Annotated in this window: 19 protein-coding genes and 1 CRISPR repeat array; of the genes, 16 read left to right on the top strand and 3 right to left on the bottom strand. The window is 43.5% G+C overall.

Features of this window, described 5'->3' with window-relative positions; all coding sequences use genetic code 11:
• Window positions 1-93 precede the first annotated feature (93 nt).
• From EV209_RS05765 to EV209_RS05700, 15 genes are all read left to right on the top strand, one after another.
• A complete protein-coding gene (locus tag EV209_RS05765; RefSeq protein ID WP_130433908.1) occupies window positions 94-882 on the top strand; it encodes an SRA domain-containing endonuclease in 789 nt (262 codons plus the stop codon).
• Window positions 883-886: 4 nt separating this feature from the next.
• Window positions 887-1,303: a (deoxy)nucleoside triphosphate pyrophosphohydrolase gene (locus EV209_RS05760; protein ID WP_130433906.1), complete on the top strand. Its 417-nt coding sequence runs from the start codon at window positions 887-889 to the stop codon at window positions 1,301-1,303.
• Window positions 1,304-1,679: 376 nt separating this feature from the next.
• Window positions 1,680-2,987 (top strand): RNA-binding domain-containing protein, encoded by a 1,308-nt coding sequence (locus tag EV209_RS05755; RefSeq protein WP_130433904.1) that lies wholly within the window; start codon window positions 1,680-1,682, stop codon window positions 2,985-2,987.
• 509 nt (window positions 2,988-3,496) lie between these two features.
• Window positions 3,497-4,846: an AAA family ATPase gene (locus EV209_RS05750; RefSeq protein WP_165388825.1), complete on the top strand. Its 1,350-nt coding sequence runs from the start codon at window positions 3,497-3,499 to the stop codon at window positions 4,844-4,846.
• Window positions 4,847-4,859: 13 nt separating this feature from the next.
• Entirely contained in the window at window positions 4,860-6,743 is a 1,884-nt protein-coding gene (locus EV209_RS05745; protein WP_130433900.1) for a vWA domain-containing protein, read from the top strand.
• Between the two features lie 492 nt (window positions 6,744-7,235).
• Window positions 7,236-9,662: a CRISPR-associated helicase Cas3' gene (gene cas3 / locus EV209_RS05740; RefSeq protein WP_130433898.1), complete on the top strand. Its 2,427-nt coding sequence runs from the start codon at window positions 7,236-7,238 to the stop codon at window positions 9,660-9,662.
• Window positions 9,663-9,683: 21 nt separating this feature from the next.
• On the top strand, window positions 9,684-10,415 hold the full coding sequence (gene cas5c, locus EV209_RS05735) for a type I-C CRISPR-associated protein Cas5c (protein ID WP_130433896.1): 732 nt from the start codon (window positions 9,684-9,686) through the stop codon (window positions 10,413-10,415).
• Window positions 10,412-12,361, top strand: coding sequence for a type I-C CRISPR-associated protein Cas8c/Csd1 (cas8c, locus tag EV209_RS05730; protein WP_130433894.1), 1,950 nt, complete (start codon window positions 10,412-10,414; stop codon window positions 12,359-12,361). The genes cas5c and cas8c overlap by 4 nt, the downstream gene beginning before the upstream one ends.
• The gene (gene cas7c / locus EV209_RS05725; protein ID WP_130433892.1) at window positions 12,354-13,202 is read left to right on the top strand and encodes a type I-C CRISPR-associated protein Cas7/Csd2; all 849 of its coding nucleotides are present in this window, start codon (window positions 12,354-12,356) and stop codon (window positions 13,200-13,202) included. The genes cas8c and cas7c overlap by 8 nt, the downstream gene beginning before the upstream one ends.
• The gene (gene cas4, locus EV209_RS05720; protein WP_130434209.1) at window positions 13,202-13,861 is read left to right on the top strand and encodes a CRISPR-associated protein Cas4; all 660 of its coding nucleotides are present in this window, start codon (window positions 13,202-13,204) and stop codon (window positions 13,859-13,861) included. The genes cas7c and cas4 overlap by 1 nt, the downstream gene beginning before the upstream one ends.
• 18 nt (window positions 13,862-13,879) lie before the next feature.
• Entirely contained in the window at window positions 13,880-14,911 is a 1,032-nt protein-coding gene (cas1c, locus tag EV209_RS05715; RefSeq protein WP_130433890.1) for a type I-C CRISPR-associated endonuclease Cas1c, read from the top strand.
• Between the two features lie 12 nt (window positions 14,912-14,923).
• Window positions 14,924-15,214: a CRISPR-associated endonuclease Cas2 gene (gene cas2 / locus EV209_RS05710; RefSeq protein WP_130433888.1), complete on the top strand. Its 291-nt coding sequence runs from the start codon at window positions 14,924-14,926 to the stop codon at window positions 15,212-15,214.
• Between the two features lie 169 nt (window positions 15,215-15,383).
• Window positions 15,384-15,884: a CRISPR direct-repeat array (repeat unit 33 nt; unit sequence GTCAAGGCTCGGGTGAGCCTTGAGGATTGAAGG).
• Window positions 15,885-15,947: 63 nt separating this feature from the next.
• A complete protein-coding gene (locus EV209_RS17075; RefSeq protein ID WP_408609000.1) occupies window positions 15,948-16,091 on the top strand; it encodes a DUF6930 domain-containing protein in 144 nt (47 codons plus the stop codon).
• The gene (locus tag EV209_RS05705) at window positions 16,064-16,978 is read left to right on the top strand and encodes an NERD domain-containing protein (RefSeq protein ID WP_243647502.1); all 915 of its coding nucleotides are present in this window, start codon (window positions 16,064-16,066) and stop codon (window positions 16,976-16,978) included. Before EV209_RS17075 ends, EV209_RS05705 begins: the two co-directional genes overlap by 28 nt.
• A gap of 35 nt (window positions 16,979-17,013) precedes the next feature.
• Complete coding sequence (locus EV209_RS05700) at window positions 17,014-18,120, top strand: ADP-ribosylglycohydrolase family protein (protein ID WP_243647501.1); 1,107 nt, start codon at window positions 17,014-17,016, stop codon at window positions 18,118-18,120.
• 613 nt (window positions 18,121-18,733) lie between these two features.
• Here the strand turns inward: EV209_RS05700 and EV209_RS17070 are convergent.
• Both EV209_RS17070 and EV209_RS05695 read right to left on the bottom strand, forming a co-directional pair.
• Complete coding sequence (locus EV209_RS17070; RefSeq protein WP_408608999.1) at window positions 18,734-18,946, bottom strand: hypothetical protein; 213 nt, start codon at window positions 18,944-18,946, stop codon at window positions 18,734-18,736.
• Window positions 18,947-19,744: 798 nt separating this feature from the next.
• Window positions 19,745-20,623 carry a helix-turn-helix domain-containing protein gene (locus EV209_RS05695; RefSeq protein ID WP_130433884.1) on the bottom strand — a complete coding sequence of 293 codons (879 nt, stop codon included), beginning with the start codon at window positions 20,621-20,623 and terminating at the stop codon, window positions 19,745-19,747.
• 150 nt (window positions 20,624-20,773) lie between these two features.
• On the opposite strand from EV209_RS05695, the gene EV209_RS05690 reads away from it, so the two are divergent.
• Window positions 20,774-21,772: an alpha/beta hydrolase gene (locus EV209_RS05690; protein WP_130433882.1), complete on the top strand. Its 999-nt coding sequence runs from the start codon at window positions 20,774-20,776 to the stop codon at window positions 21,770-21,772.
• On the opposite strand, the gene EV209_RS05685 is transcribed toward EV209_RS05690, so the two are convergent.
• Window positions 21,767-22,906 carry a patatin-like phospholipase family protein gene (locus tag EV209_RS05685; RefSeq protein WP_130433880.1) on the bottom strand — a complete coding sequence of 380 codons (1,140 nt, stop codon included), beginning with the start codon at window positions 22,904-22,906 and terminating at the stop codon, window positions 21,767-21,769. The genes EV209_RS05690 and EV209_RS05685 overlap by 6 nt on opposite strands.
• Between the last annotated feature and the right edge of the window lie 161 nt (window positions 22,907-23,067).

Genomic DNA, 23,067 nt, shown 5'->3' with positions numbered 1-23,067 from the left:
GGAAATCAGTCAACGCTAAAAGAGGCTGATAAGAGATAAAAAATATAGATGACACGAAAAATTCAGTCTGAAGATGAATGGAGGGCGGTTTGTATGGATATACAAGAAGAACTTCTACAAAGGCAATTATTGAATTTAAAAGTAAAGCATAAGGCCTTTGGCGAAGGAATTGTGAAGGAGGTATCAGGCCGCTATTTGACTATAGAGTTTGCTGCAAAAGAATCAAAATTTATCTTTCCTGATGTCTTCGAAAATTATATTGTGGCAGAAGATCCCACTATACAGTCTGCTATCATGGCTGATATATCTAAGGCTAGGCAAGCTGCTGAGGAGCAACGTCAAGCAGTAGAAGCAGCTCAAAAAGTTGAAGAGGGATGCCGTGTAGCAAAGAAGCAAGTTGCTCCTACAAAAAAAATAAAACGCAATATTGAAGATGGGTTTGGACTGGACTATAATGTTCAGCATTTGGCAAAACAGCCTATTCTCACATATCAGCAGGTTGAAGATCAATTTGGTATTAAGATTGCAGGTTTTAGTAGGGGAATAAATAGAACTTCATCAACAGTGGTTCTTATTTCATCAGTGGATAAAAAGAAAATGGGTTTTGTATATCATGATCACTGGACCCCTGATGGAGATTACATCTATTCTGGGGAAGGTAAGACTGGCGACCAGCAAATGACACTTGGTAATAAAGCTATCGTTGATGCGGAAAGGGACAGAAAACAAATACACTTATTTGTTAAGTTCTCACCTCGGGAATATTACTATCAAGGCGTGTTCAAATTGGTAGACTATACGTATGACGATGATAAAGACGAAGCTGGTATAGTTCGTAAAGAGTATAAATTTAGATTAAGAAAGCAGCCAACAGAGGATTAAGCATATGAAAACAGTAAAAGTAGTGGCTGCAGTTATCTGTGATTCTTTTGAAAATACAACTAAAATATTTGCCACAGCTAGAGGCTATGGCGACTTTAAGGGCCAGTGGGAATTCCCTGGCGGGAAACTAGAATTTGGCGAAACTTTACATGAAGCCCTTGTAAGAGAAATTAAAGAGGAACTGGATATTAAAATTGAAATTGGTGAATTGATAGATACTATTGAGTACGATTACCCGAACTTCCATTTAAGTATGGATTGCTTCTGGTGCATTGTGACTGATGGCGAGATTATACTTAAGGAAGCAGAGACTGCAAGATGGTTAAAAAAAGATGAATTAGATACTATTGATTGGCTTCCGGCTGATAGAACTCTTATAGATAAAATTGAAAGTCAGTTAGCTGATTTGCAGAAATTATAGTGTTTAATTTACCATATACCACGAATCTTATCTCGACGTAAGGCACTCTGTTATTGAGCGCTTACGATGTTACTTTTTCCTTGGGTCATTTCTACTCCGTGAACTGGTTCCTTTTGTATTATCATAATAAAAGGCCCTCCTATGATTTTGAATTTAACCATAGAAAAGCCTTTAGGTTATTTTTTTTCTTGACTAAAAAGCTGTTGTTAAATGAATGTTATTATCAAACCGACTAAGATTGGAAAGAATCTAGCGCCCGCTTATGTGTTGAAAATATTGGTATTAAATTAACTTAAAATGGAAAGGACCTGTTAGACTTTACTTTCTTTCCAGTGATGCGGTAGTCTGCCATAATGTAAGAGAAAGATGGAAAAAAATGTTTATTGAAAATTTGAGCATAACAGAATTAGGTGTTTTTCACAAAGCGGAGATGGAATTTTGCAGAGATAAAATAAATATTATACAGGGGCCAAATGGATGTGGAAAAACAACAGTTCTTGCATTGCTATATTCTATTTTACAAGATAACGAGATTTTGAATTATCATTGTGAAGAAAAAGAAGCAACAATAAATCTGGAGATTGCAGACGGGAATACACATATACGTTTAGTTAAGCGATACAGAAATAATTGTCCTGAAATAATAGTTAAGTCATTTGATGAAATGAAAAAGTTATTGTCAGTTAACCGACAAATGATTTATTTGGTAAGTGGTGAATTTATCGAACGCAAGTATAGACTTGATAAAGAAATGATTGAAAATTCTAATGAATTATTAGATAGAATGGGGATAGAAAATAAATACAAAGCAGATTCTCTGGATTCAAATAGTAAATCTTATAATTTGATGTCAGGAGGTATCCAAACATATTATCGTATATTAAATATTTTGTCTAACACACCTATAAACAGTGTTTTATTAATAGATGAACCTTTTGGTATGTTAGATAATTATATTACTGATCAACTTATATATGTAATGAGAGAGATGAGGGGGATTCAGTTTATTTTGACCTCAAATCCAAGAAAAAACCTACATAAAGACATCAACACAATTCATTTAGACACACAAAGAAAATACATAGGAAGGTATGAAAGATTAGATTTTGATTATAAAAGAGTTTTCAATGAAGATTTGAAATTGTTTACTAATCGTATAAAAGATAAAAAAATAAAATATGATAATAAACCTATTATTAAATATGAGCTGGGAAAAGAAATAGAAGAGGTAGAAAAAAGAAATGTTGAATTTAAAGAAATAAAAGGAAATAATCCCTGTAATTCGATTATTGATAATGCCGAAATATATATCAATGCATTCCTTAATAGTAAGGTAGCAGGAATAGGGATCATTAAGTGGGGAATTACCGATGATGGTATTGTAAAAGGAGTAAGACTTTTTAAAAAGGATAGAGATATAATTGATAGAAAAATTTCTGAAAAAATAGGCCAAATGAAGCCATATGTTAGTACAGAAAGTATACAAATTACTTTTGAAAAAGTGGTTTCCAACAATGAAATAATTAAGGATTTGTATGTAGTGGAAATATCAGTTGAATCAGTTGCTTCAAATTTTCTTTTCTCTACTTCAAAAAATGAAATTTACATAAAGACTGATGGAGGAAAAAGAAAGCTTAATTCTTTTGAAATACAGCAAGAATTGCAAAGACGTTTAGGCGTATAATGGGAAGTTTTTATAAAATAATATTTTTGTAGATCTGTACGAAATTTAAGATGGAGTAAAAAGGGTGAAATTCTGGTGTCCTATTTTCCATTAAAATGTTACTGGATCCGAATAGAGCAGGGAGGGAAAATAATCGTATTAGTATGGGACTGCTAGAGTGGATTGTAGCCTACAAAAAGCTTTAAAGGCTGGGACAGAAGCAGATCTCTCAATGGCAGTTAAAAACCTATACAATTAAAAGATACCTGAAGATACTCAAAAGATAATGATAATATAGCTATATCACGAATCTTTTCAAGGCTGCTTTATTTAGAGGAAGTTTACAAATGAATCTCTGCAAAATTTCATACAAAGTTGTCAGGCCCGGGAGTAATGACATATACAGAGGATTCGGCTTCAAACATCTGTCCGATGCGACCCAATACTATGTCCATCCCAATAACCAATCCTTCAAAGGAACCACTACACTATGTCAGCCAATCGGAGAAGGTATCGGCCTGTTTTTTTGTATGTTGGACTCCATAATTCATGGAGATCAGGCCATTGGGGACTATTATACCACCGATAATCGGGACACAGTATTCTTTTGGATTTCTGTACCTGAAGACTGGCGGGATAATGGAGTGGTGGAGCCAGATGTATATGTCTATCAAGCATTGCTGCAGGGCAGCTCGATCACATTATCTGCATATGATGCCAATGGAAAATGGCTTTATGGAGATATGGAGCATTTACGTCCCCTGTATAAATATCTGCTAATCGTATGCGTGATGCTGGCCAATGAGATGGAGCAAAACAGTGATTACAGAGATTTAATGATGTCATTTATAGAACAACCGGCCGCAGATTTGTTTGTAAATCTTCATGAAGGTTTATATCAGGCCCATAAATTTGAGGATTATGGGGTGGAATATACAGATCTAAGTGGATACGAAACGGATGAAATGATATCATTTTCCCAAAGTTATATAACCATAAAAGAGAATACAAAAGAAATGAATATGATACACGAAGTAGCAGCTGAACGTTTTGAAATTCAGGAATTTTCGCCGGAATACAGGGGTATGATTCCGGATCTGGGGGATGAATTCGTGATTCCACAGGCGCTTCATAGCCTTTGCAACGCGATTGTTTACGGGGATGTGACGTCAGTGCTGTTTCATGGCCCGGCAGGAACCGGGAAGACGATGTCATGCAAACTGGCAGCCCAGAGAATTGGCCTTCCCATTCTGGACACGATTAACTGTACGGAGAATCTGGACGAGTACATATTGGGTAAATTTATCCCGGACGAAGATAGGATTGTATTTCGGGAAAGTTATGTGACAAAAGCCATTCGCGACGGGGGTGCGGTTGTTTTTGAAGAAATAAATTTTGCAAAACCTCAGTATCTGGCGTTTTTAAATTCCCTGCTGGATGACAATGGCTTTGTAAGACTAGATAATGGAGAGATCGTCCATAGGAATAAAAATTTTCGCTTTTTTGCAACCATGAATCTGGGATATTTTGGAACAAAGGAGTTAAATCAGGCGCTGTATAATCGATTTCAGGCGGTGGTTGAAATCTCGGAGCTTTCGGATGAAGCGATTATGCGCATGCTTACCATGAGGGTGCCGGAATGTAAAGATAAGGTGGACAAGGTACTTGGGGCTTATCACAAAATAAAAAAGAAGATTGAAAGTGAAGAACTTGATGTCGTTATTTCTCCCAGAAATTTGGAAAACTGGGTGCGCCTTGCCAAGTATGACGGGTATTTGAAAGCGGCAGAAAAGACGATTATTCCTATAGCAAAATGTGATCGGGTGCTGGAAAACAGTATTAGAGGCATTTTACGCATTTACAAATGGAATCCGTTTTGAATGAGGGAACTATATGAATAAAACTGAAGAAGAGGTGTTGAAATCATTCCATAGTGAATACAACAGAAATATAGAAGAAAGCTTTGTGGAAATGCTGACAGAGCGGGATGAGGTGCGTCTGTTTTTTATCAACGAGGACAGGGCGTTTACGGATGGACGAAATATCGTGGTGGATCCGGCAGACAGAGAAATATTTTGTGATTCAAAAGCCATATATGATACAGAAACATGGATGGGTATTCCACATCGCATCTCGCAGGATAATTGGATGGCACTGCATATGGTAACGCGGGCGCAAAGTATTCATGAAGCGCTGCACATTATTTATACCAGATTCCCGTTATATTGTCTCGCGGATAAACGAGCCACGTCAAAGATCAGGTTGACTGCATTGTCGATGATATCCAATATTATAGAAGACGGATATATTGAAGCGGCGGGATGCAGCGAGTATGACAATTTGGAACTTTATTTGCTGTTTGGAAGAATTTCCAGTATTTTTGCCAGCGCCCCTTTTGAAGGTACCGTTTCCCAGGTGTTTGGAGGTATGGAGAAAGCAGAAGCAGGAGACGATCAGTTGTTAAGGAAGTATTTGGAGCACATGGGCGGATTTCTGCTTTATCCCATGTTACAACAGGAGGAGCCGGGAGAAGAAATAAAAGAATATGTAGAGAATACCAGACAGCTGTTTTTGGAGGGAAGTGCCTGCGGAGACCCGGAAAAAAGATACGAATTTACGGATCAGATATTTGATTGTATTGAATCAATCATTCCGAAGGCAGACACTAGGCTGGATACCAGTGTTTTGGAAAAAATGCTTGGCGGAAGATTGACGCATGACAGTATGCAGGCTTCCGCGTTACCCATAAAAAATACGCCAAGGAACGGTACGGTGTCCAGGCGACTGACTGTGGATTTAACAGGAAAAGAATTACCTAAACGTAATTTTAAAGATCAAATAGATGGGATTTTTTGTGCAGCAGCCAATGACAGGAAGGCTGCCATGGCTGTTTTGCAAAATCAGGGAAGTAAAAGAGCAATTATGGGGGCGGAATATGACTGTGCAGAGTTACATAAGGGCATTCAGATTATCGAACAAAAGCCTGCAATCAATCTGAATTTAAAAAGGGCCTATCAAAATGTCTTTCACAAATATCAGATCAATATCAATGCCTATAATCAAAAATTTCATCAACTGCTGAAAACGCCCATTTCCGTTCAGGCCACGAAAAAGCTTTATGGAAGCGGTGTGGATTCCAGAAGGATGGGAGATATCAAAAAAAGATATTGGTATTGCAATACAGTGGTGGAGGATGCGCCGGATCTGGCCATTATGCTGCTGATTGACGGTTCGGGCTCCATGGAGGGGGCAAGAGTAGAGGGAGCCAGGGCGGCGGCTGTGGTTCTTCATGAGGTGATGAAAAAACAAGGCATAGAGCATGCGATTGTTGAGCATAGAGCAATCTATGGAAAACCAGAGGTGTTTCACAATATATTGATTAATTTCCATGCCCGGGAAGAGGAAAAGTATAATATTCTTTCACTGACTGCGGATGAGGGGACGCGGGAAGGTTTGTCTCTCTATTGGGCGGAGGCATATCTTCAAAAAAATGCCATGGCAGAGCATAAATTGATTTTAGTATTGTCAGACGGGGTACCGGCTCATGGAATCCATGGGCCAGGCTGCTATCTTCCACCGGTGTCAACCAAGGATACAGCAAATGCAGTGAAAAAAATCTGCAGGAGAGGAACCGGCATAATTGCAATTGCATTGGATGACTCCGGCTATTCCTGTTATCACGCGTTAAAAGAGATTTATCCCTATGTGATAGCGTGTACGGATTTGAAAAAATTGACGGGACAGCTGCTGGGGGTGATTATGAAGCAGTATATTTGAGCATGTATGTAGGGAAGTGGCGCTATTGATATTTCCTTACATTTATAAAATTGGTTTTATTCATAATTATCATGAGACAAATAAGCTCTGTAATAGAAGATTGCCAATTGCAAATCGGCAGAAGCGGTTTTTTCAGAAACGGAGCATTGCCGGAACTGCATAAAAGTTATTTCTATTCATGATGAGAGTACAGCGAATGCCAGTATAAAACCCAGGAATAAAGATACGCCCGCCTGAGAATTGGCAGATATGCATAATAAAACAAAAAAAATCAGGTAAATGATGGATTAATCTTCCAATTTATGATTTTTTGTAGTATAATGAATTGCAAGAATTTATTAGTTTTTTTTCGGCGAGACTGCACATGAAGAAAAAAACGGGGGCTTTAAATGGGGAGAAAATGCTAATACAGGCAGAATATAAAAAAGTGATATAACTTTGCTAAAAGATCCGCAACAAGCCCAGTCACCGCAAACAAGTGAGGTAGTTACCATGCCGGAATATATTTCAAAATACCATGCTCACTATAATCCCGACACAGATGAATACCAGTCAATCTATGCTCACCTTCAAGCGACCGCTTCCGCTGCCTGCAAGAAAAATTCAATATCATTTATAGAAAGCATCATACATCTGGCATCATTGCTTCATGACGCAGGCAAATACCCGGATGAATGGCAAACCTACTTTGAAAATCGGATTCAGTACCCAGATTCTGCCCAGGGAGAGAAAATGGACCATGCCACAGCCGGAGGCCAGCTGATAGAGGAATTGGCCCCACATACAGTATTGTCTGAACTGGTTCAGACAGCAATTTATTCCCACCACGGGTTACAGGATTGTGTGTCATGCGATGACAGTTCCTTCCTCTCGGACCGGCGGCGCAGGAAGGCGGAGTCCCTTCCGGTAGAAGAATGCCGCCTTCGGTTTTACGAGGAATTTGATAAAAAGCAGATAGAGGCTTTATGCGTCTGCGCTCGGAAAGACGCAATAAAACTTCTGCAAACTATCCAAAATACAATGACAACTTGGAAAGAAGAAAATCTATACGGAAACCGTGACTTCTTTCTCGGAATGTACGAACGGCTCCTGATCTCCCTGCTGATTGATGCGGATCGGAGAAATACAGAGGATTTTATGACGGGGGAGGATACGCAGAGCACCCCATCAACGGAAGAACTTCAACGTATATGGAGCTCCTGCATCACAAATCTTGAGAATCACATCGCCGGACTTGAGAAAAAGACAGATTCCCCCAGCAATCCACATGGAATCAACTGGTGCCGCAGTGAGATTTCCAGGACTTGCCGGGATATGGCGGAGAAACCGCAAAAACGGTTCCGGCTCACGGTGCCGACAGGCGCCGGAAAGACCTTAAGCAGCCTTCGCTTTGCTGTTTACCACGCAGCCAGATACAATAAAAAGCGTATCATTTATGTGGCGCCTTTTCATTCCATTGTAGAGCAGAATGCAGACGAAATCAGGAATGCGCTGGGCATGCCGGAGCTGGTCCTTGAACACCACTGCAACATTGTATTGGAAGGAGCGGCGGAGCAGGCGCGGTATGACCGGATTACCGAGGACTGGTCGCTGCCGGTGATTGTGACCACGGCAGTGCAGTTTTTAAATACGCTGTTTGCGGATAAGACAGGGAATGTGCGGAGAATGCACAGTCTGTGCGACAGTATTATTATCATGGATGAAGCCCAGGCACTGCCGGTGCGCATTATGGAACTTTTTAATTTAGCAGTGAATTTCCTTACGGAATTTGCAGGAGCAACAGTGGTTCTGTGCACAGCGACGCAGCCGCTTTTGAATGATCTTCCCCGAAACCGCCTGCGGCCCTGCGGACATATGGTGCCGGAGTTTGAATCATATGAAGAGGGCTTTCGGAGAACAAAAATAGTGGACGATACGATGAGGCCGCCGGGAGGGATGGATGCCTCAGAGGCTGCCATTTACATATTGGAAAAAGCGGAAAGGTATCAAAGTGTGCTTTTCATCGCGAATACAAAGGCGTGCGCCCGCAGGATTTATAAAAAAGTATTGGCGTTGTGTGAAGGGAGATATGATGTACGGCATCTGAGCACAAGCATGTGCCCCAAACACAGAAGTGATGTGCTGGAGAAGATAAATGAAAATCTGTCCCAAAAGAAACCGCAGATCTGTATCAGCACACAGATGATCGAGGCAGGTGTAAACATTTCTTTTGGATGCGTGATCCGATCCCTGGCAGGCCTGGACAATGTGATTCAGTCGGCTGGCCGCTGCAACCGGCATCGGGAAGCCCCTTTGGGGTACGTGTTTATTGTTAAAATGTGTGAAGAAATGGAAAACCTTTCCCATCTGAAAGATATCCGGTTTGCACAGCAGGCCATGCAGTCGGTTTTGTGCCAGTTTTCTGGGAATCCGGAAAGCCTGGACGGGCGCCTGGATTCTCAAAAGGCAATAACGATGTATTTTCAGATATATTATGTAAAGCGTCTGGCGGAAATGTGCTATCAGGAGACTGTGGAGGGAGTGCCCACCAATCTTGTGGACCTGCTTTCCTCCAATCCCGCATTTGCACCCAAAGCGAAGAAAGGCCCCATACTGAAACAAGCCTTTAAAACTGCCGGAGAAAAATTTGAAGCCATAGAGGACAGCGGAAAAATAACCTTACTGATACCTTACGATGAAACGGCGAGAGGAAAACTGGCGCAGCTGGAAGAACCCTATCTTGCCCCTTCGCGAAAGAAACAGCTTCTGAGAGAGCTGCAGGTGTATACTGTTTCTGTCACGCAAACGGAAAGAAGGCAATTAGAGGCCGGGATTCATGGGATTTGGGACAGCCATATCCTGGTGCTGGATGAAAGATTTTATGATAGAGATATTGGCGTAACATCAGAACCGGCCCCGCTGCCGGAACTGTTTATATAAGATTACGAAGGAGGTGAAGCCATGCATGAAAATCGGATCGAATTTGAGGTGAGGGGGGATTACGCGTTATTTTCCGATCCCATCACCAGGGTAGGAGGTGAAAAATTTTCCTATCAGATCCCTACCTATGAGGCTTTAAAGGGAATTGTACAAAGTATCTATTGGAAGCCGACTCTGATTTGGGTTGTGGATGCTGTCCGAGTGATGAATCCCATTCAGACGGAGGCGAAGGGGGTACGGCCCATCGGTTATGGCGGGGGGAACGACCTGTCCTATTATACCTATTTAAAAGATGTACGGTATCAGGTACGGGCCCATTTTATCTGGAACGAAAACCGTCCCGAGCTGGAAGAAGACCGTAACGAAAACAAGCATCATAACATTGCGAAGAGGATGGTTGCCAGAGGCGGCAGACGGGATATTTTTCTGGGGACAAGAGAGTGCCAGGGGTATGTGGAGCCTTGTGATTTTGACGCCGGACAGGAAGAAAGCGCCTATGGCGCAATCGACGAGTTGGCTTTTGGTTTTATGTATCATGGGATTACCTATGCAGACGAAGCAATTCTGGAGGAAGACAAAGGGAAGATGACAGTTCGTTTCTGGCGCCCTGTGATGAAAAACGGAGTGATTCAATTTCTGAAACCAGAGGAATGCACAGAGAAACGTTCCATCCGTGAGATGGAGATGAAAGAATTTGGAACCGGGAACTTTACTGGTCTGAAAGAATTCTCAGGCGAGGAGGTGGCAGGGTGAACTGGGTCAGGGAACTTTGTGACTTATACGAAAAAAATCAGACGCTTGCCGGGAAAGTTGAGCGGGGACGGTTCGGAGAACCGCTGATTCTTCTTCCGCTGTTCCATACCACTGTTACAGCGCAAATTACGGTAACAATAAATCATGAAGGGGTGTTTTTGCGGGCGGAGCGGGTCGCGGATGAAGATAAAATCACCATCATTCCGGTGACAGAGAAGTCAGCTGCGCGGACGGCCGGTATAGAAGCGCATCCCCTGTGCGATAACCTGAAATATCTTTCCGGAGATTACAATGATTATACTGTATCTGAAAAAGGCAAGGACTATTCGGAACATCACAGATGTTATATCGAGGGATTAGAAGCATGGGCGAAGTCGGAATTCTCCCATGAAAAGGTGAGGGCTGTTTATAAGTATCTGGAAAAAGGGAATTTGATGAAAGACCTGATTGCCTGCGGGGTATTACTGACCGGTGAAGACGGCTGTGTCCTTCCCAAGGAAAAGATACAGAATGTTGCGCAGCAGGATGCGTTTGTCCGTTTCTGTGTGGAGGAAGAGTGGGATGAGGGCAGGAACCTGCTAAGAGAGGGGGAAGACCGGATCCCCAACGAATGCTGGCTGGATTTGACGCTGCAGGAGGCCTATATTGCGTATTGCAGAGCATCGGTTACACAGGTTGGCTTATCTTACCTGACAGGGGAGTGGACTTCCATTTCTTATCTTCATCCCAAGAAAATCAGGAATGAGGGGGATGGCGCAAAGCTGATATCGGCAAATGACGAAACGGATTACACATTCCGGGGGCGTTTTATCAATAAGGAAGAGGCATTTGCAATTGGCTATGAGGACTCTCAGAAAGCGCATAATGCGTTGAAGTGGATTATCCGCAGGCAGGGGCGAAACTGGAATGGGCTATGTGTGGTTACCTGGGAATCTGATTTGAAGGAATTGCCAGACTGGTGCCTGGATACGGATATGGTCTGTGATAACTATGAGGCGTGGGAAGGCTGGGGGGATGAAGAAGAAGACCGGCGTTATGCGGGAACCGACCCCAGAGAAGCCGCCAGATTCCAGAGGGCCATTGCAGGGTATGAGAAGATGATGGATGCCGGATCCCAGACAATCTTGATGGCATTTGATGCGGCAACGACAGGAAGGCTGGCCATGATGGAGTGCCAACAGCTTTCCACCAGCGCGTATTTGAAGAATTTAAAGCGCTGGCACGAGGATTGCGGGTGGCTATATCCAAAGTATAAGGACAAATCATACTATCGTTATTATGGCGTGGCAGGGGTTCGGGATATTGCTAATCTATTGTATGGAACGGAAAGCCGCGGGGACATGGCGCTGAAAGGCTCTGCTGAAAAAATGTCCGGAGAGGTGTGCAAACGTCTCCTGCCTTGTATCCTTTCGGGACGGCCGGTTCCGCAGGACATGGTAAACCTTGCGGTACAGAGGGCGTCCTCCCCGGTATCTTATGAAAGCAGGATGAATTGGGATCGGACGTTGTCTTTGGCGTGTTCGCTGGTGAAAAAGAAAGAGATCGAGAGAAAAGAAGAGGAGGTATGGACAGTGGCATTGAATACAGAGAGCCATGACAGGGACTACTTGTATGGACGCCTGCTGGCGGTGGCAGATCGGATTGAGTACAGGACGCAGGATAAGGAGGAGAGCAGAGAAACAAATGCAAAGCGATTCATGAATGCGTTTTCCCAGCAGCCCTTCCGGACCTGGAAGGTGATTGAGGAGCGGATTCAGCCATATAAAATGAAGCTGGCGGCGCCGGAACGGAGGCATTATGAGCACATGATCGAAGAAATATGCTGGCTGTTCCAGGAAGGGGATTTTGAGAAGGGGGACAGCTTAAACGGCCGTTACCTTTTGGGATTTCATAATCAGGCATATGCATTGAGAAATAGAACGGAGGAGGAAAAGGATCATGAGTGAACTGAAAGGAAAAATTGATTTTGTATTGCTGGTATCTGCAACAAATGCCAATCCAAACGGAGACCCTTTGAATGGGAATCGTCCAAGAGAAAATTTTGATGGGTATGGAGAGATTTCTGATGTCTGCATCAAACGAAAAATCAGGAACCGGCTTCAGGATTTGGGAGAAACGATTTTTGTACAGTCGGATGACCGGGCGGATGATGGCTGCACCAGTTTGCGGGACAGGGCGGAGAAGTGCGAGGCGCTGAAGGCTGAGATGAAACTGGGGAAGAAAGCCAATAAGGACAAATGCGCCAGGATTGCATGCGAGACATGGACAGATGTAAGAATGTTTGGACAGGTATTCGCATTCAAAGGATCGGATGTTTCTTTGGGAGTGCGCGGCCCGGTATCCATTCATCAGGCAGTCAGCGTGTCACCGGTGGATCTGATCAGCATGCAGATTACGAAAAGCGTGAACAGTGAGTCCGGAAAAGAGGGAAAAGCTTCCGACACGATGGGGACGAAGCACAGAGTGGGCTTTGGTTTGTATGTGGTAAAGGGGAGCGTCAACGTGCAGCTGGCGGAGAAGACCGGCTTTACCCAGGAGGATGCAGAAAACCTGAAGGAAGCTTTGCGCACGCTGTTTGAAAATGACGCGTCCTCAGCGAGGCCGGAAGGAAGCATGGAGGTCTGCAAACTGTTTTGGTGGCAGCATCAGGAGAAAACACCAAAGATTTCCACGGCAAAAATACATCGCAGCGTAAAAATTACGCCCAACGTAAGCCGACCGAAATCTTTCGAGGACTATACGGTTGAGCTGGAGCCACTGGAAGGCGCAGAACCGGAGGTGTATTGATCTTGTATCAGGAGGAAGAATTCCTGCAGCTATCCGGAATCCAGCATTTTGCCTTTTGCAGGAGGCAATGGGCGCTGGCATACATTGAATTGCAGTGGGCAGAAAATGTCCGGACAATAGAGGGGCACCTGATGCATGAGCGCGCGCATGATGAGACTATAGTTGAAAAACGGGGTGATTTAATTATTTCAAGAGGTATGCCGGTACATTCGCGGGAACTGGGAATCAGCGGGGAGTGCGATGTGGTGGAATTCCATAAAACCCAGGAAGGGATTTCCCTTTCTGGGTACGATGGAGTTTATACGGTGGTTCCGATTGAGTACAAGAGAGGAAAACCCAAAGAAAATGAAATTGATATACTGCAGCTTACAGCGCAGGCGATGTGTCTGGAAGAAATGATGTGCTGCGAAATTCCGGTAGGATATCTGTTTTACGGCGAAACCCGGCACAGGGTACAGGTTGCTCTATCTGAAGAACTGAAGGGGAAAGTACGGGACATGTTCCGGGAGATGCACCAGTATTATGAGAAGGGATATACTCCAAAAGCGAAAAGAACCAATAGCTGCAATGCATGTTCCCTGCAGAATTTGTGCCTGCCAATGTTGGGAAAAGCAAAGTCAGTAAAAACATATATTGCGCAGGCGGTGGAGGAGGAGTGAGGTGAATAAGGGAAGACTATGAAGAAATTATTGAATACTCTTTATGTAACCTCACCGGACAGGTATTTGTCCCTGGATGGAGAAAATGTGGTTGTGCTGGAGGAGCAGATTGAGATCGGAAGGATACCGCTGCATAATCTTGAGGCGATCGTAACATTTGGATATACGGGAGCAAGTCCTGCGCTGATGGGAGCTTGTGCAAAGCGGGATATTAATCTCGTCTTTTTGTCCGGCAGCGGCAGATTTTTGGCCAGGGTATCAGGCGAGGTGCGCGGCAATATCACGCTGCGGAGAGAACAGTACCATAGAGCAATGGATGCGGACGCAAGTATAGCGATCGCGAGAAATTGTATTCTTGGCAAAGTTTATAATGCAAAGTGGGTGTTGGAGCGCGCCTGCCGGGATTATCCGATGAGGTTGGACATCGAAAAGATAAAGAGAAAATCTGGTTTTCTGTCAGAATCGATGAAGAAAATAAAAGATTGCCAGGATGCGCCATCGCTGAGGGGATTGGAGGGAGAGGCGGCTTCGGTCTATTTTGATGTATTTGATGATTTGATTTTGCAGCAGAAGACAGACTTCTGCTTTCAGGGAAGAAGCCGCCGGCCGCCGCTGGATGCGGTAAATGCAATGCTTTCTTTTGCGTATACGTTATTGACAGGAATGTGCGCGGGAGGGTTGGAAACAGTTGGTCTGGACCCTTATGCTGGTTTTTTCCATACAGACAGGCCGGGGCGCATGTCCCTTGCCCTCGACATGGTAGAAGAACTCAGGAGCGTTATGGCCGACCGCTTTGTACTGACTATGATTAATAAAAAAATAATTGGGGCCGATGGATTTATTAAGAAAGAAAACGGCGCTGTAATCATGGATGATGATACGAGGAAGATATTCTTGTCACAGTGGAAGGCAAAAAAACAGGAAATCATTCGGCACCCTTTCTTGGATGAAAAAGTGGAATGGGGGATGGTTCCCTATGTTCAGGCGATGCTGCTGGCAAGGTATATTCGAGGGGACTTGGACGAATACCCGCCCTTCTTCTGGAAGTAGGTGAGGAGAACGATGCTTGTTTTAATAACATATGATGTGAATACAGAGACGGACGCAGGGAAACGACGGCTCAGGCATGTGGCAAAACAGTGCGTAAACTATGGGCAAAGGGTTCAGAATTCGGTGTTTGAATGCAATATGGATGCGGCGAAATGCAGGGAAGTAAAGGCGATTCTCGAAGGAATTATTGATAAAGATGTGGATAGCCTGAGATTTTATTATCTTGGCAACAACTATAAAAATAAGGTAGAGCATGTTGGAGCAAAACCGGGATTTGATGTTATGGGAACTCTGATTCTGTAGTGCGAATGGTATGTGAACATGAAATTTCTGGGGGTTTCGCACCTGAATTATGAGATGATTTTTGAGAATAGGAGTGAAAGAAAAAAGATCTTGTGATTGGTTTGGCAAATGTGTACAAAGAGGAGAAGGGTTTTAGGGAAATTGGGAGATGTTTTTGTGCATATTTGCGGTCAAGGCTCGGGTGAGCCTTGAGGATTGAAGGGGGAAAGTACTGATCCATGTGGTAAGCCCTACGAAAGGTCAAGGCTCGGGTGAGCCTTGAGGATTGAAGGGTCAATCGCGTTTCGCTGGCTACTGTTAACGATCGTCAAGGCTCGGGTGAGCCTTGAGGATTGAAGGCCTGGTGTCCGTAGAACTTATAAGTTCCTGAAAGTCAAGGCTCGGGTGAGCCTTGAGGATTGAAGGAGTTATGGGAACCGTACAAAGCTGGAGATCAATGGTCAAGGCTCGGGTGAGCCTTGAGGATTGAAGGATCCAGTGCCACCGGTGAGTCCGCTACAGAGTTGTCAAGGCTCGGGTGAGCCTTGAGGATTGAAGGTTTCCCATAAAGTCTTAACATCCCTTAGCAGGTGTCAAGGCTCGGGTGAGCCTTGAGGATTGAAGCAGTTCTTGTATAGCGTCCCGATCATTAGCTGATGTCAAGGCTCGGATGAGCCTTGAGGATTGAAGCATTGCAGACCTAGGGCAACAGGCAGTATGTGAAAGTCAAGGCTCGGTTATTTTAAAAGCAAGGGTGCCAAAGGAAATTAGAGTATCCAATGTTATTGTAGAAGCAGCTCTGGAGCGGATTTGTGAGATTTGTAAAATCAAACTTCGGCGGATGAAATGTCTGAAGGGAATGGATGAGTTTTGGGTAGCGAAGAGGCAACACAGATAGAGAATATGTATGAAGCATTTGGCGGATTCGGTTTGAAGAAAATGGGCGGGTTAATGTGGATCTGTAGAGAGGGGAAAACCATTATGGCCAAAGGACTTATTGATTTACTATTAGACAGTATATTTGATGCGAATTGGACAGGGCGTCATGGAGAAAAATTGACTGAACGGGAGCTTAAATTAGTCAAGCTGTTCGGACGAAAAGGACGCATATTGCGAAATGTATATGTGCCTAAAGAAAATGGGGAGACATCGGAAATTGATGTGCTCTTTATAACACAAAAGGGAATATTTGTGATAGAAAGCAAAAACTATTCCGGCTGGATTTTTGGAGATGAAAAAGCAGGATACTGGACAGCAATGCTTCCAAACAAAGAAAAAAACCGATTTTATAATCCGATAAAACAGAACAAAACCCACATGAAATGGCTGGGACAATATCTTGGAGAAAACATACCCTTGTTTTCAATCATCGTTTTTTCAAATCGCTGTGAATTAAAAAAGGTAGCGGTGGAAAGTACGGATATTCGTGTTATTAAGAGAGACTTACTGTATGCTGCTGTACGTGATATTTGGGATAACGTAAGCGATGCGCTAAATGAAGAAAAAGTCAACGAAGTGTATAGGAAACTTGAAGTGCTTATACATGTAGATCAAGCCATGAAAGAAGCTCATATCGAGAATATCAATAAAAAATTCAAACCAGCTGAGAGGCCTCAGATTTTTAAAAATGAGGTGCAGGCTGTCCCAAAAGATTCCTCTTTAATATGCCCGAGCTGTGGTGGGACTTTAAAATTAAGGGTGGCTAAAAAAGGAAATAATGCCGGAAACAGCTTTTACGGCTGTTCGAATTATCCCAAGTGCAGGTATGTGAAGGACATTGAATAGGCAAAAGAAAGATGGGATGAATGAGCACATATAATTTGAGATTAGATAAATTTAAAGGCTGCCTATATGGAGGGGCTGTTGGTGATGCGCTGGGATATCCGATAGAGTTTCGCAGTGCTGAAGACATTTTTATATTATATGGTAAAAACGGAATACAGGACTATGAACTGTTTCATGGGAAGGCTTTGATATCCGATGATACGCAAATGACCCTGTTTACAGCAAATGGTCTGTTGGTGGGTTATGCTTGTCTATATCTTCGGGGTGATATGGGAAAGTGGCAGAATTATATTGAGGCAGCCTATAAAGACTGGATGATAACCCAAAATGAAAAATGCGGGCAGGCAAATCCATATTGTAAATCATGGTTACTGAATGTCGAAGAGATGTATCGCTGCAGAGCTCCGGGTAGTACGTGTCTGTCAGCACTGAGGGATGAAAAATGCGGAAGTGTATCTGATCCTGTCAATGACAGTAAAGGATGCGGAGGCATTATGCGTGTAGCTCCGGTGGGATTATATCTGCCCCAATATATTGATAATTTAATTGAGGTTGACCAGGTAGGGGCAGAGGTGGCTGCGATAACGCATGGACACCCTTTGGGGTATATTCCGGCGGCTGCATTGGTGCATATCGTAGCAAAATGCGCATTTTCTGACAATGGCTTAGAGGAAATCATTGCTGAGGCAATTGAGACTACAATAGCTATATATAAGGATAAGCCTTATATTGATGAATTTAAAAATATAATGAATAAGGCAGTTTTTCTTGCCCATCAGGATTTAAATGATTTAGATGCCATAAGGGAAATTGGAGAGGGTTGGGTTGCAGAGGAAACGCTGGCCATTGCCGTCTATTGTTCCTTAAAGTATCAGGACGATTTTACCAAAGCGGTTACAGCTTCTGTCAACCATGGAGGGGATAGTGATTCTACTGGGGGAGTTACCGGAAATATTATGGGTGCATATCTTGGTATGAGCCAAATACCGAACAAATTCATAGAACCTTTAGAATTTAAAGAAGTTATTTCTGATATTGCAGCTGATTTATGTGAGGAATGTTGGCGAAATGAGTATGAAAATACAGGAGATAACAAGTGGCATTTAAAATATTTTGCTGGTGAGCATCCTGAGTATAAATAAACTATACTTGAAAAATATAACATAAGTAGAAACTTAAAATATTACATAATATTTATTGACGTGCAATAGAACATTCGGCAAAATACAAAGAGATAGATCGAATGAAGAATTCCATTCAGTCCTCTTACGGGATACATTCTCAGCCCTCTTATGCTCATTATATGGTCCACATTAGCGAAGACAAAACACGAGAACAGACGATTCTAAAGCACGCATGGAATACAGTAAAACTAACAGGAAAGCTTAAGATTTAAAGGGGAAAACATCAGCGGGAAAAACTCGTTTTGGAATGTGACGGAACAATGTATAAATTATGGAACCAGGGAGCGAAATTCTGTTTTTACATATGTGCAATATAACCCTCAAATCCAGTAGATGGAATTATGTTGATCAATAGCATAAATACCAATATATATGAGAAGATCGTATTGGATGGTAAATGGATTTGGGCGAAAGAATTATTGATATTTTAGCTTTTTTTGGTTTGTTTTATTGCAGATGTATGGTACAATTTAAGAGTTATATGTCAATAAATTGAAGTACAATTTTTTCTCAGGAGGCTTATATCGTCATGTGAAATTTTTAATCAGTTTTTTGTGCGAACCATAAGCGATCATAAAAACTCTGGGAGATTCGCACCATTTAAATCATATAAAAAGTAATAATTTTTATTGAGTGCAATATTAAAAATAGTAAAGTGCGTGGAAAATGGCTCTATGATTGTTGAAGATGTATAATTTAAAGGAAATTTTTTGTGCAGATTTGCAGTCTCCGCCGTGTGGCGGAGTGGATTGAAATAATCTTCCATAATCTTCTGGTATTTCAAGGCCTAGTCTCCGCCGTGTGGCGGAGTGGATTGAAATACGCTGTCGATCTCCGCAAACGGTGGAAAACAGCCGTCTCCGCCGTGTGGCGGAGTGGATTGAAATGAGAAGATGGACAAGCAGGAACAGGAAAAACTAGTCTCCGCCGTGTGGCGAAATGAATTAAAAAGCATTTTCAAAAGCATTTTTAAAATTTAAGTTATTTCCGTCCAAGCCAAAGTTCTGATTTTACAAGAAAGTTAGTATTGTTCGTTACACTGCAACTGTTTTACCTTTAAAGCTTACACCACTATTTTGTGTAAATAGGAGCAGATCATTTTGAAGAAAGTAGAAACGAACTAAGATTAATCATGAGTTATTAAAAAATGACAGGAACAAAAATGCTGCGAAAAAAAATTTACCAGAATGAGTATGGCCAATGTCCCGTAAACCCTCTCAAAATATTGGCAGGAGTGGCAGGCGGACGACTGCAAGTAATCTTGGAAATGGTAGAAGTCAGGTATCTTCTGATTAATATAAAGTCCCTTGATGGAATAGCTTTAGGCTTTAGATAACATACAATTACATGAAAACCTTTCCTTTCTTTTTATTTCTTTGCTTAAGCAGTCTGTGAAAAATAATTAACTGCAAATATTATTAACTGCTGTGCGGTGAGGGCATCCAAACAGCGGAAAGAGTAAATAGGCGGATTAACAGGTAAGAAAAACCTCAAGTAGGTCTCACCAATGAGATAAAAAAGCACACCCTTGCAGACTGCTGAAAGGGTGTGCTTTCATAATCAACATATGAGGCAAAATATTTTACTGCCTTTTCTTAACCGCAAGCATCTCAATATACCCCCTGGCGCCAACCGGCTCCAGCTGAACCCGTGGATTTTCCCTGTCCCAGGAATATCCAATTACTGCCGGGTCATATTTTTCAATAGAAGCCTGCACCTCTTCAATAGCAAGACAATAATCCTCTTCCGCAAAAGGCTCCCCCTGGAACATCAGGTATTCCGCCGCAGGGAGGTCGATCACCTCAAAACCATCCGGAACAACGCCGCTGTAATCAGCAGCGACTTCAACGCCCTGGACATATTCCGACGTATCCGGTCTGCGGTAAGCCTGAGGAAGCCAGAGACATACAGGTTCTCCGCTGATTGATTTAATGCTCTGCAGCAGTCCCCAGACATCACAGCCCACCTCTTCGCAGTAGGACATATATTCGTCTGCCTTTACCCCTCTCTTAATGATTACCCTGCGCGCTGGCTTTTTGATGACTTGAATAAATACGTTTTTTAAGTTTTCCATTACTGTTCTCCTTTCGATATGCCTGAATTTTACTCCGTAAGGTGTGAAAAGATAAAGAGGAACAGGGTTGGCCGCATACTCGTTTGGATTGCAATGGAACTCGCGGCGAAAAGCCCGCTGATAACCATCCACGCTTCCAAAACCCATTTCTAAAGCCACATCTAAAATTTTGCAACGTTCATCACGCAGTTTCAATGCGGATTTTGACAGGCGCAGCTTACGGATATATTCTGATGGCGTTAGTCCTGTCTGATTTACAAACAGGCGGTAGGAATACCAGGGAGAGTACAGGGATATTTTTGAAAGCGCGGAAAGCGAAATATTTTCAAAAAGATGCGATTCAATATAATCCTGCATGCGCTGAACGGCGTTGATCTGTTCCAACATACCTCACCTCCTTATGTGTCCATTATATCTACTGGAAATTAAAATCTCTCGACTTTTTTTGCCCTTTGGCAGCTCCGGCGTTAGGACTATGAACAGAACGGCCCAAAAAGAATATCATAGTGTTAGAATATTCCGGTTAAGGAGTTTTTAATGAGACGAGCGGTTCAATTAGAAAAGGCAGCAGAAGCAGTCAGCGATGCTGCTGTGAAAGTCCCGAGAATATACCAGGTACCCCCTGGGGAAGGCAGAAAGCAGCTGGAACAGGCCCAGGATACTCCGGTATTCATGTATCCGGCGAAAATAGACTCCACTGTAGTATCTGCCGGAAAGTGGGGAAGAATCCGGGTTTATATGGTCCAGCCGGAGCATATGTGCAGCCCGGCAGATGTTATTTATTATATCCACGGAGCAGGCTGGGTTTTCGGCAGTTTCCATACCCATGAAAAGCTGGTGCGGGAACTGGCGGCCAGAACGGGCTGTCTTGTGGTATTTCCAGAGTATTCCAGAGCGCCGGAAGCCAGATTCCCGGCGGCGATTGAACAGTGTTATTCTGTACTCTGCATGCTGGAAGATCTGGCGGAAAAGGCGGGATGCCCTGTAAACATGAAGACCCTTACTGTAGCGGGAGACAGTGCAGGGGGAAATCTTGCCATTGCCATGACGTTGAAATCAAAATTTCAAAAAGGGCCTGCAATTCAGAAGCAGCTGTTGTTTTACCCGGTGACGAATTCCTGCTTCAATACTGATTCTTACTGCAAGTTTGCCGAAAACTATTATTTATACCGGGATGGCATGAAATGGTTCTGGGATCAATATGCCTGCTCTATGAAGGATCGGGAAAATATTTTTGCCTCTCCCCTTCGTGCAGACACATGTCAGCTGGAAGGCCTGCCGGAAGCGTTGATTATCAACGGTGAAGCAGATGTGCTTCGGGAGGATGGGGAAGCCTATGCCAGAAAGCTGCGGGCCGCCGGCGTGCCTGTGACAGCGGCCCGCTTTCAGGGAATCATCCATGACTTTGTCATGTTGAATTCACTGGATGAGACAATGGCCTGCCGGGGGGCAATGGATCTTTCCACTGAATGGATCTGCCGCAGGAACTATGAGACCAGGCAGAAAAATAAACGGCCGGATTCATGTGCGTTATAAGATGTTCATAAATTTGGGGAGGTCCTCCCTCTTTCTGGAAGCCAGGGCCCCGTATATTTGTTCCAGCATCAGCCTTTCTGTGACAACCTGAAACTGCGGGAGGCCCAGTTCTCTGGCAGAAGACTCCAGGAATGTCTCTAAAAACTCATTGTAATCTGCGCCGGCGGGCAGGGATAATTCTCTGGCCAGAGCCGGCAAAATCTTGTCAGTAAGCCGGCGCAGGGCAGGGGGTTCTTTTTTCAGGAAAAGCGAACGGCTGCGGATGATTTCGCAGAGCATGCCGAATGCTTCCTGCTCCGTCAGATTCCGGTCAAAATAATAATCCCTGCCTGTAAGGCCGTAAAGGAACCGCAGCCCGTCATAATAGCCCAGCTGCAGGTTCCTCTTACTCTGGGCCGGATCAAAATCCAGAACCGGGCCCAGGTTAACCCTGGGCGCAATGGTATTTACGGTTGTCTCTTCGGGAATCACTACTTTTTTTTCCACCCCCAGACCAAAGATGCGGACCACAATGATATCCGGATAACCTCGTTTGATCAGGCAGTCCAGGGGAACCAGGTCCTGTACCCCTCCGTCGGTATAGAGCTTCCCTCCCAGCTTTTCATGTTTAAAAGCCGGGAAGTAGGCGCTTGCCAGAAGCATATCCCCCATTTCTCCGGCAGGAACCTTTTTCATATCCACATCCAGCTCTTTTCTGTCTGTTACGGAATAAGTCATTACATAAAATTCAGTATCAGAATTGCGGATTGCTTCTTCATCCACAGTATCCGCAATGAGGCGGCGCAGCGGCTCCACATCCATTCCGCCGTCCCGGAGGATGCGCGCGCCGTTTTGAAACAGCTCCTTCAGGTTCAGATTCTTCCAGTCCAGGTGGAGGGCGCTGTGCATCAGGGCGTCGTCAATATCCATGATTTTTGAGTATGTGATATTTTCCCAGACGTCTACTGCATGCTGTACATCCCCCATCATAATAAGCGCCCCGTTTAAAGATCCTACAGACGAGCCGGATACTGCGCTGAACCGGACTCCCGCTTCCTGGAGGGCTTTCCAGACCCCGATCTGATATGCGCCTTTAGCGCCCCCGCCTTCCAGCGCCAGCGCATAGGGCCGGTTTATATCAAAATTCAGTTTCATGACAGCTCCTTAAGCAAATTGTTTTTATTATAGTTTAAAGGGGCGGGAAAAGGATGTCAAGCCGGGAAAATTTTGGGGAAAATTCTGTTGCTTTCCGGCCTTCCCGCAGCTTGCATTTTTCCTGCTGTTCTGCTATAATATTTAAATCTATGTGACGAAAA

The sequence above is a fragment of the Cuneatibacter caecimuris genome (genome assembly GCF_004216775.1).
In the GTDB taxonomy this organism is placed as follows: domain Bacteria; phylum Bacillota; class Clostridia; order Lachnospirales; family Lachnospiraceae; genus Cuneatibacter; species Cuneatibacter caecimuris.
Note: the sequence above shows the minus strand (reverse complement) of the source record. Positions and strands in the feature narration are given on the sequence as shown.

What these genes read in the sequence shown, in the direction of transcription:
- EV209_RS05695 (WP_130433884.1), bottom strand. Translation starts at nt 20,623, where the DNA reads ATGTTGGAACAGATCAACGCCGTTCAGCGCATGCAGGATTATATTGAA.
- EV209_RS05765 (WP_130433908.1), top strand. Translation starts at nt 94, where the DNA reads ATGGATATACAAGAAGAACTTCTACAAAGGCAATTATTGAATTTAAAA.
- cas7c (WP_130433892.1), top strand. Translation starts at nt 12,354, where the DNA reads ATGAGTGAACTGAAAGGAAAAATTGATTTTGTATTGCTGGTATCTGCA.
- cas5c (WP_130433896.1), top strand. Translation starts at nt 9,684, where the DNA reads ATGCATGAAAATCGGATCGAATTTGAGGTGAGGGGGGATTACGCGTTA.
- EV209_RS05760 (WP_130433906.1), top strand. Translation starts at nt 887, where the DNA reads ATGAAAACAGTAAAAGTAGTGGCTGCAGTTATCTGTGATTCTTTTGAA.
- cas3 (WP_130433898.1), top strand. Translation starts at nt 7,236, where the DNA reads ATGCCGGAATATATTTCAAAATACCATGCTCACTATAATCCCGACACA.
- EV209_RS05690 (WP_130433882.1), top strand. Translation starts at nt 20,774, where the DNA reads ATGAGACGAGCGGTTCAATTAGAAAAGGCAGCAGAAGCAGTCAGCGAT.
- EV209_RS05755 (WP_130433904.1), top strand. Translation starts at nt 1,680, where the DNA reads ATGTTTATTGAAAATTTGAGCATAACAGAATTAGGTGTTTTTCACAAA.
- cas2 (WP_130433888.1), top strand. Translation starts at nt 14,924, where the DNA reads ATGCTTGTTTTAATAACATATGATGTGAATACAGAGACGGACGCAGGG.
- EV209_RS05750 (WP_165388825.1), top strand. Translation starts at nt 3,497, where the DNA reads ATGTTGGACTCCATAATTCATGGAGATCAGGCCATTGGGGACTATTAT.
- EV209_RS05685 (WP_130433880.1), bottom strand. Translation starts at nt 22,906, where the DNA reads ATGAAACTGAATTTTGATATAAACCGGCCCTATGCGCTGGCGCTGGAA.
- EV209_RS05745 (WP_130433900.1), top strand. Translation starts at nt 4,860, where the DNA reads ATGAATAAAACTGAAGAAGAGGTGTTGAAATCATTCCATAGTGAATAC.
- cas1c (WP_130433890.1), top strand. Translation starts at nt 13,880, where the DNA reads ATGAAGAAATTATTGAATACTCTTTATGTAACCTCACCGGACAGGTAT.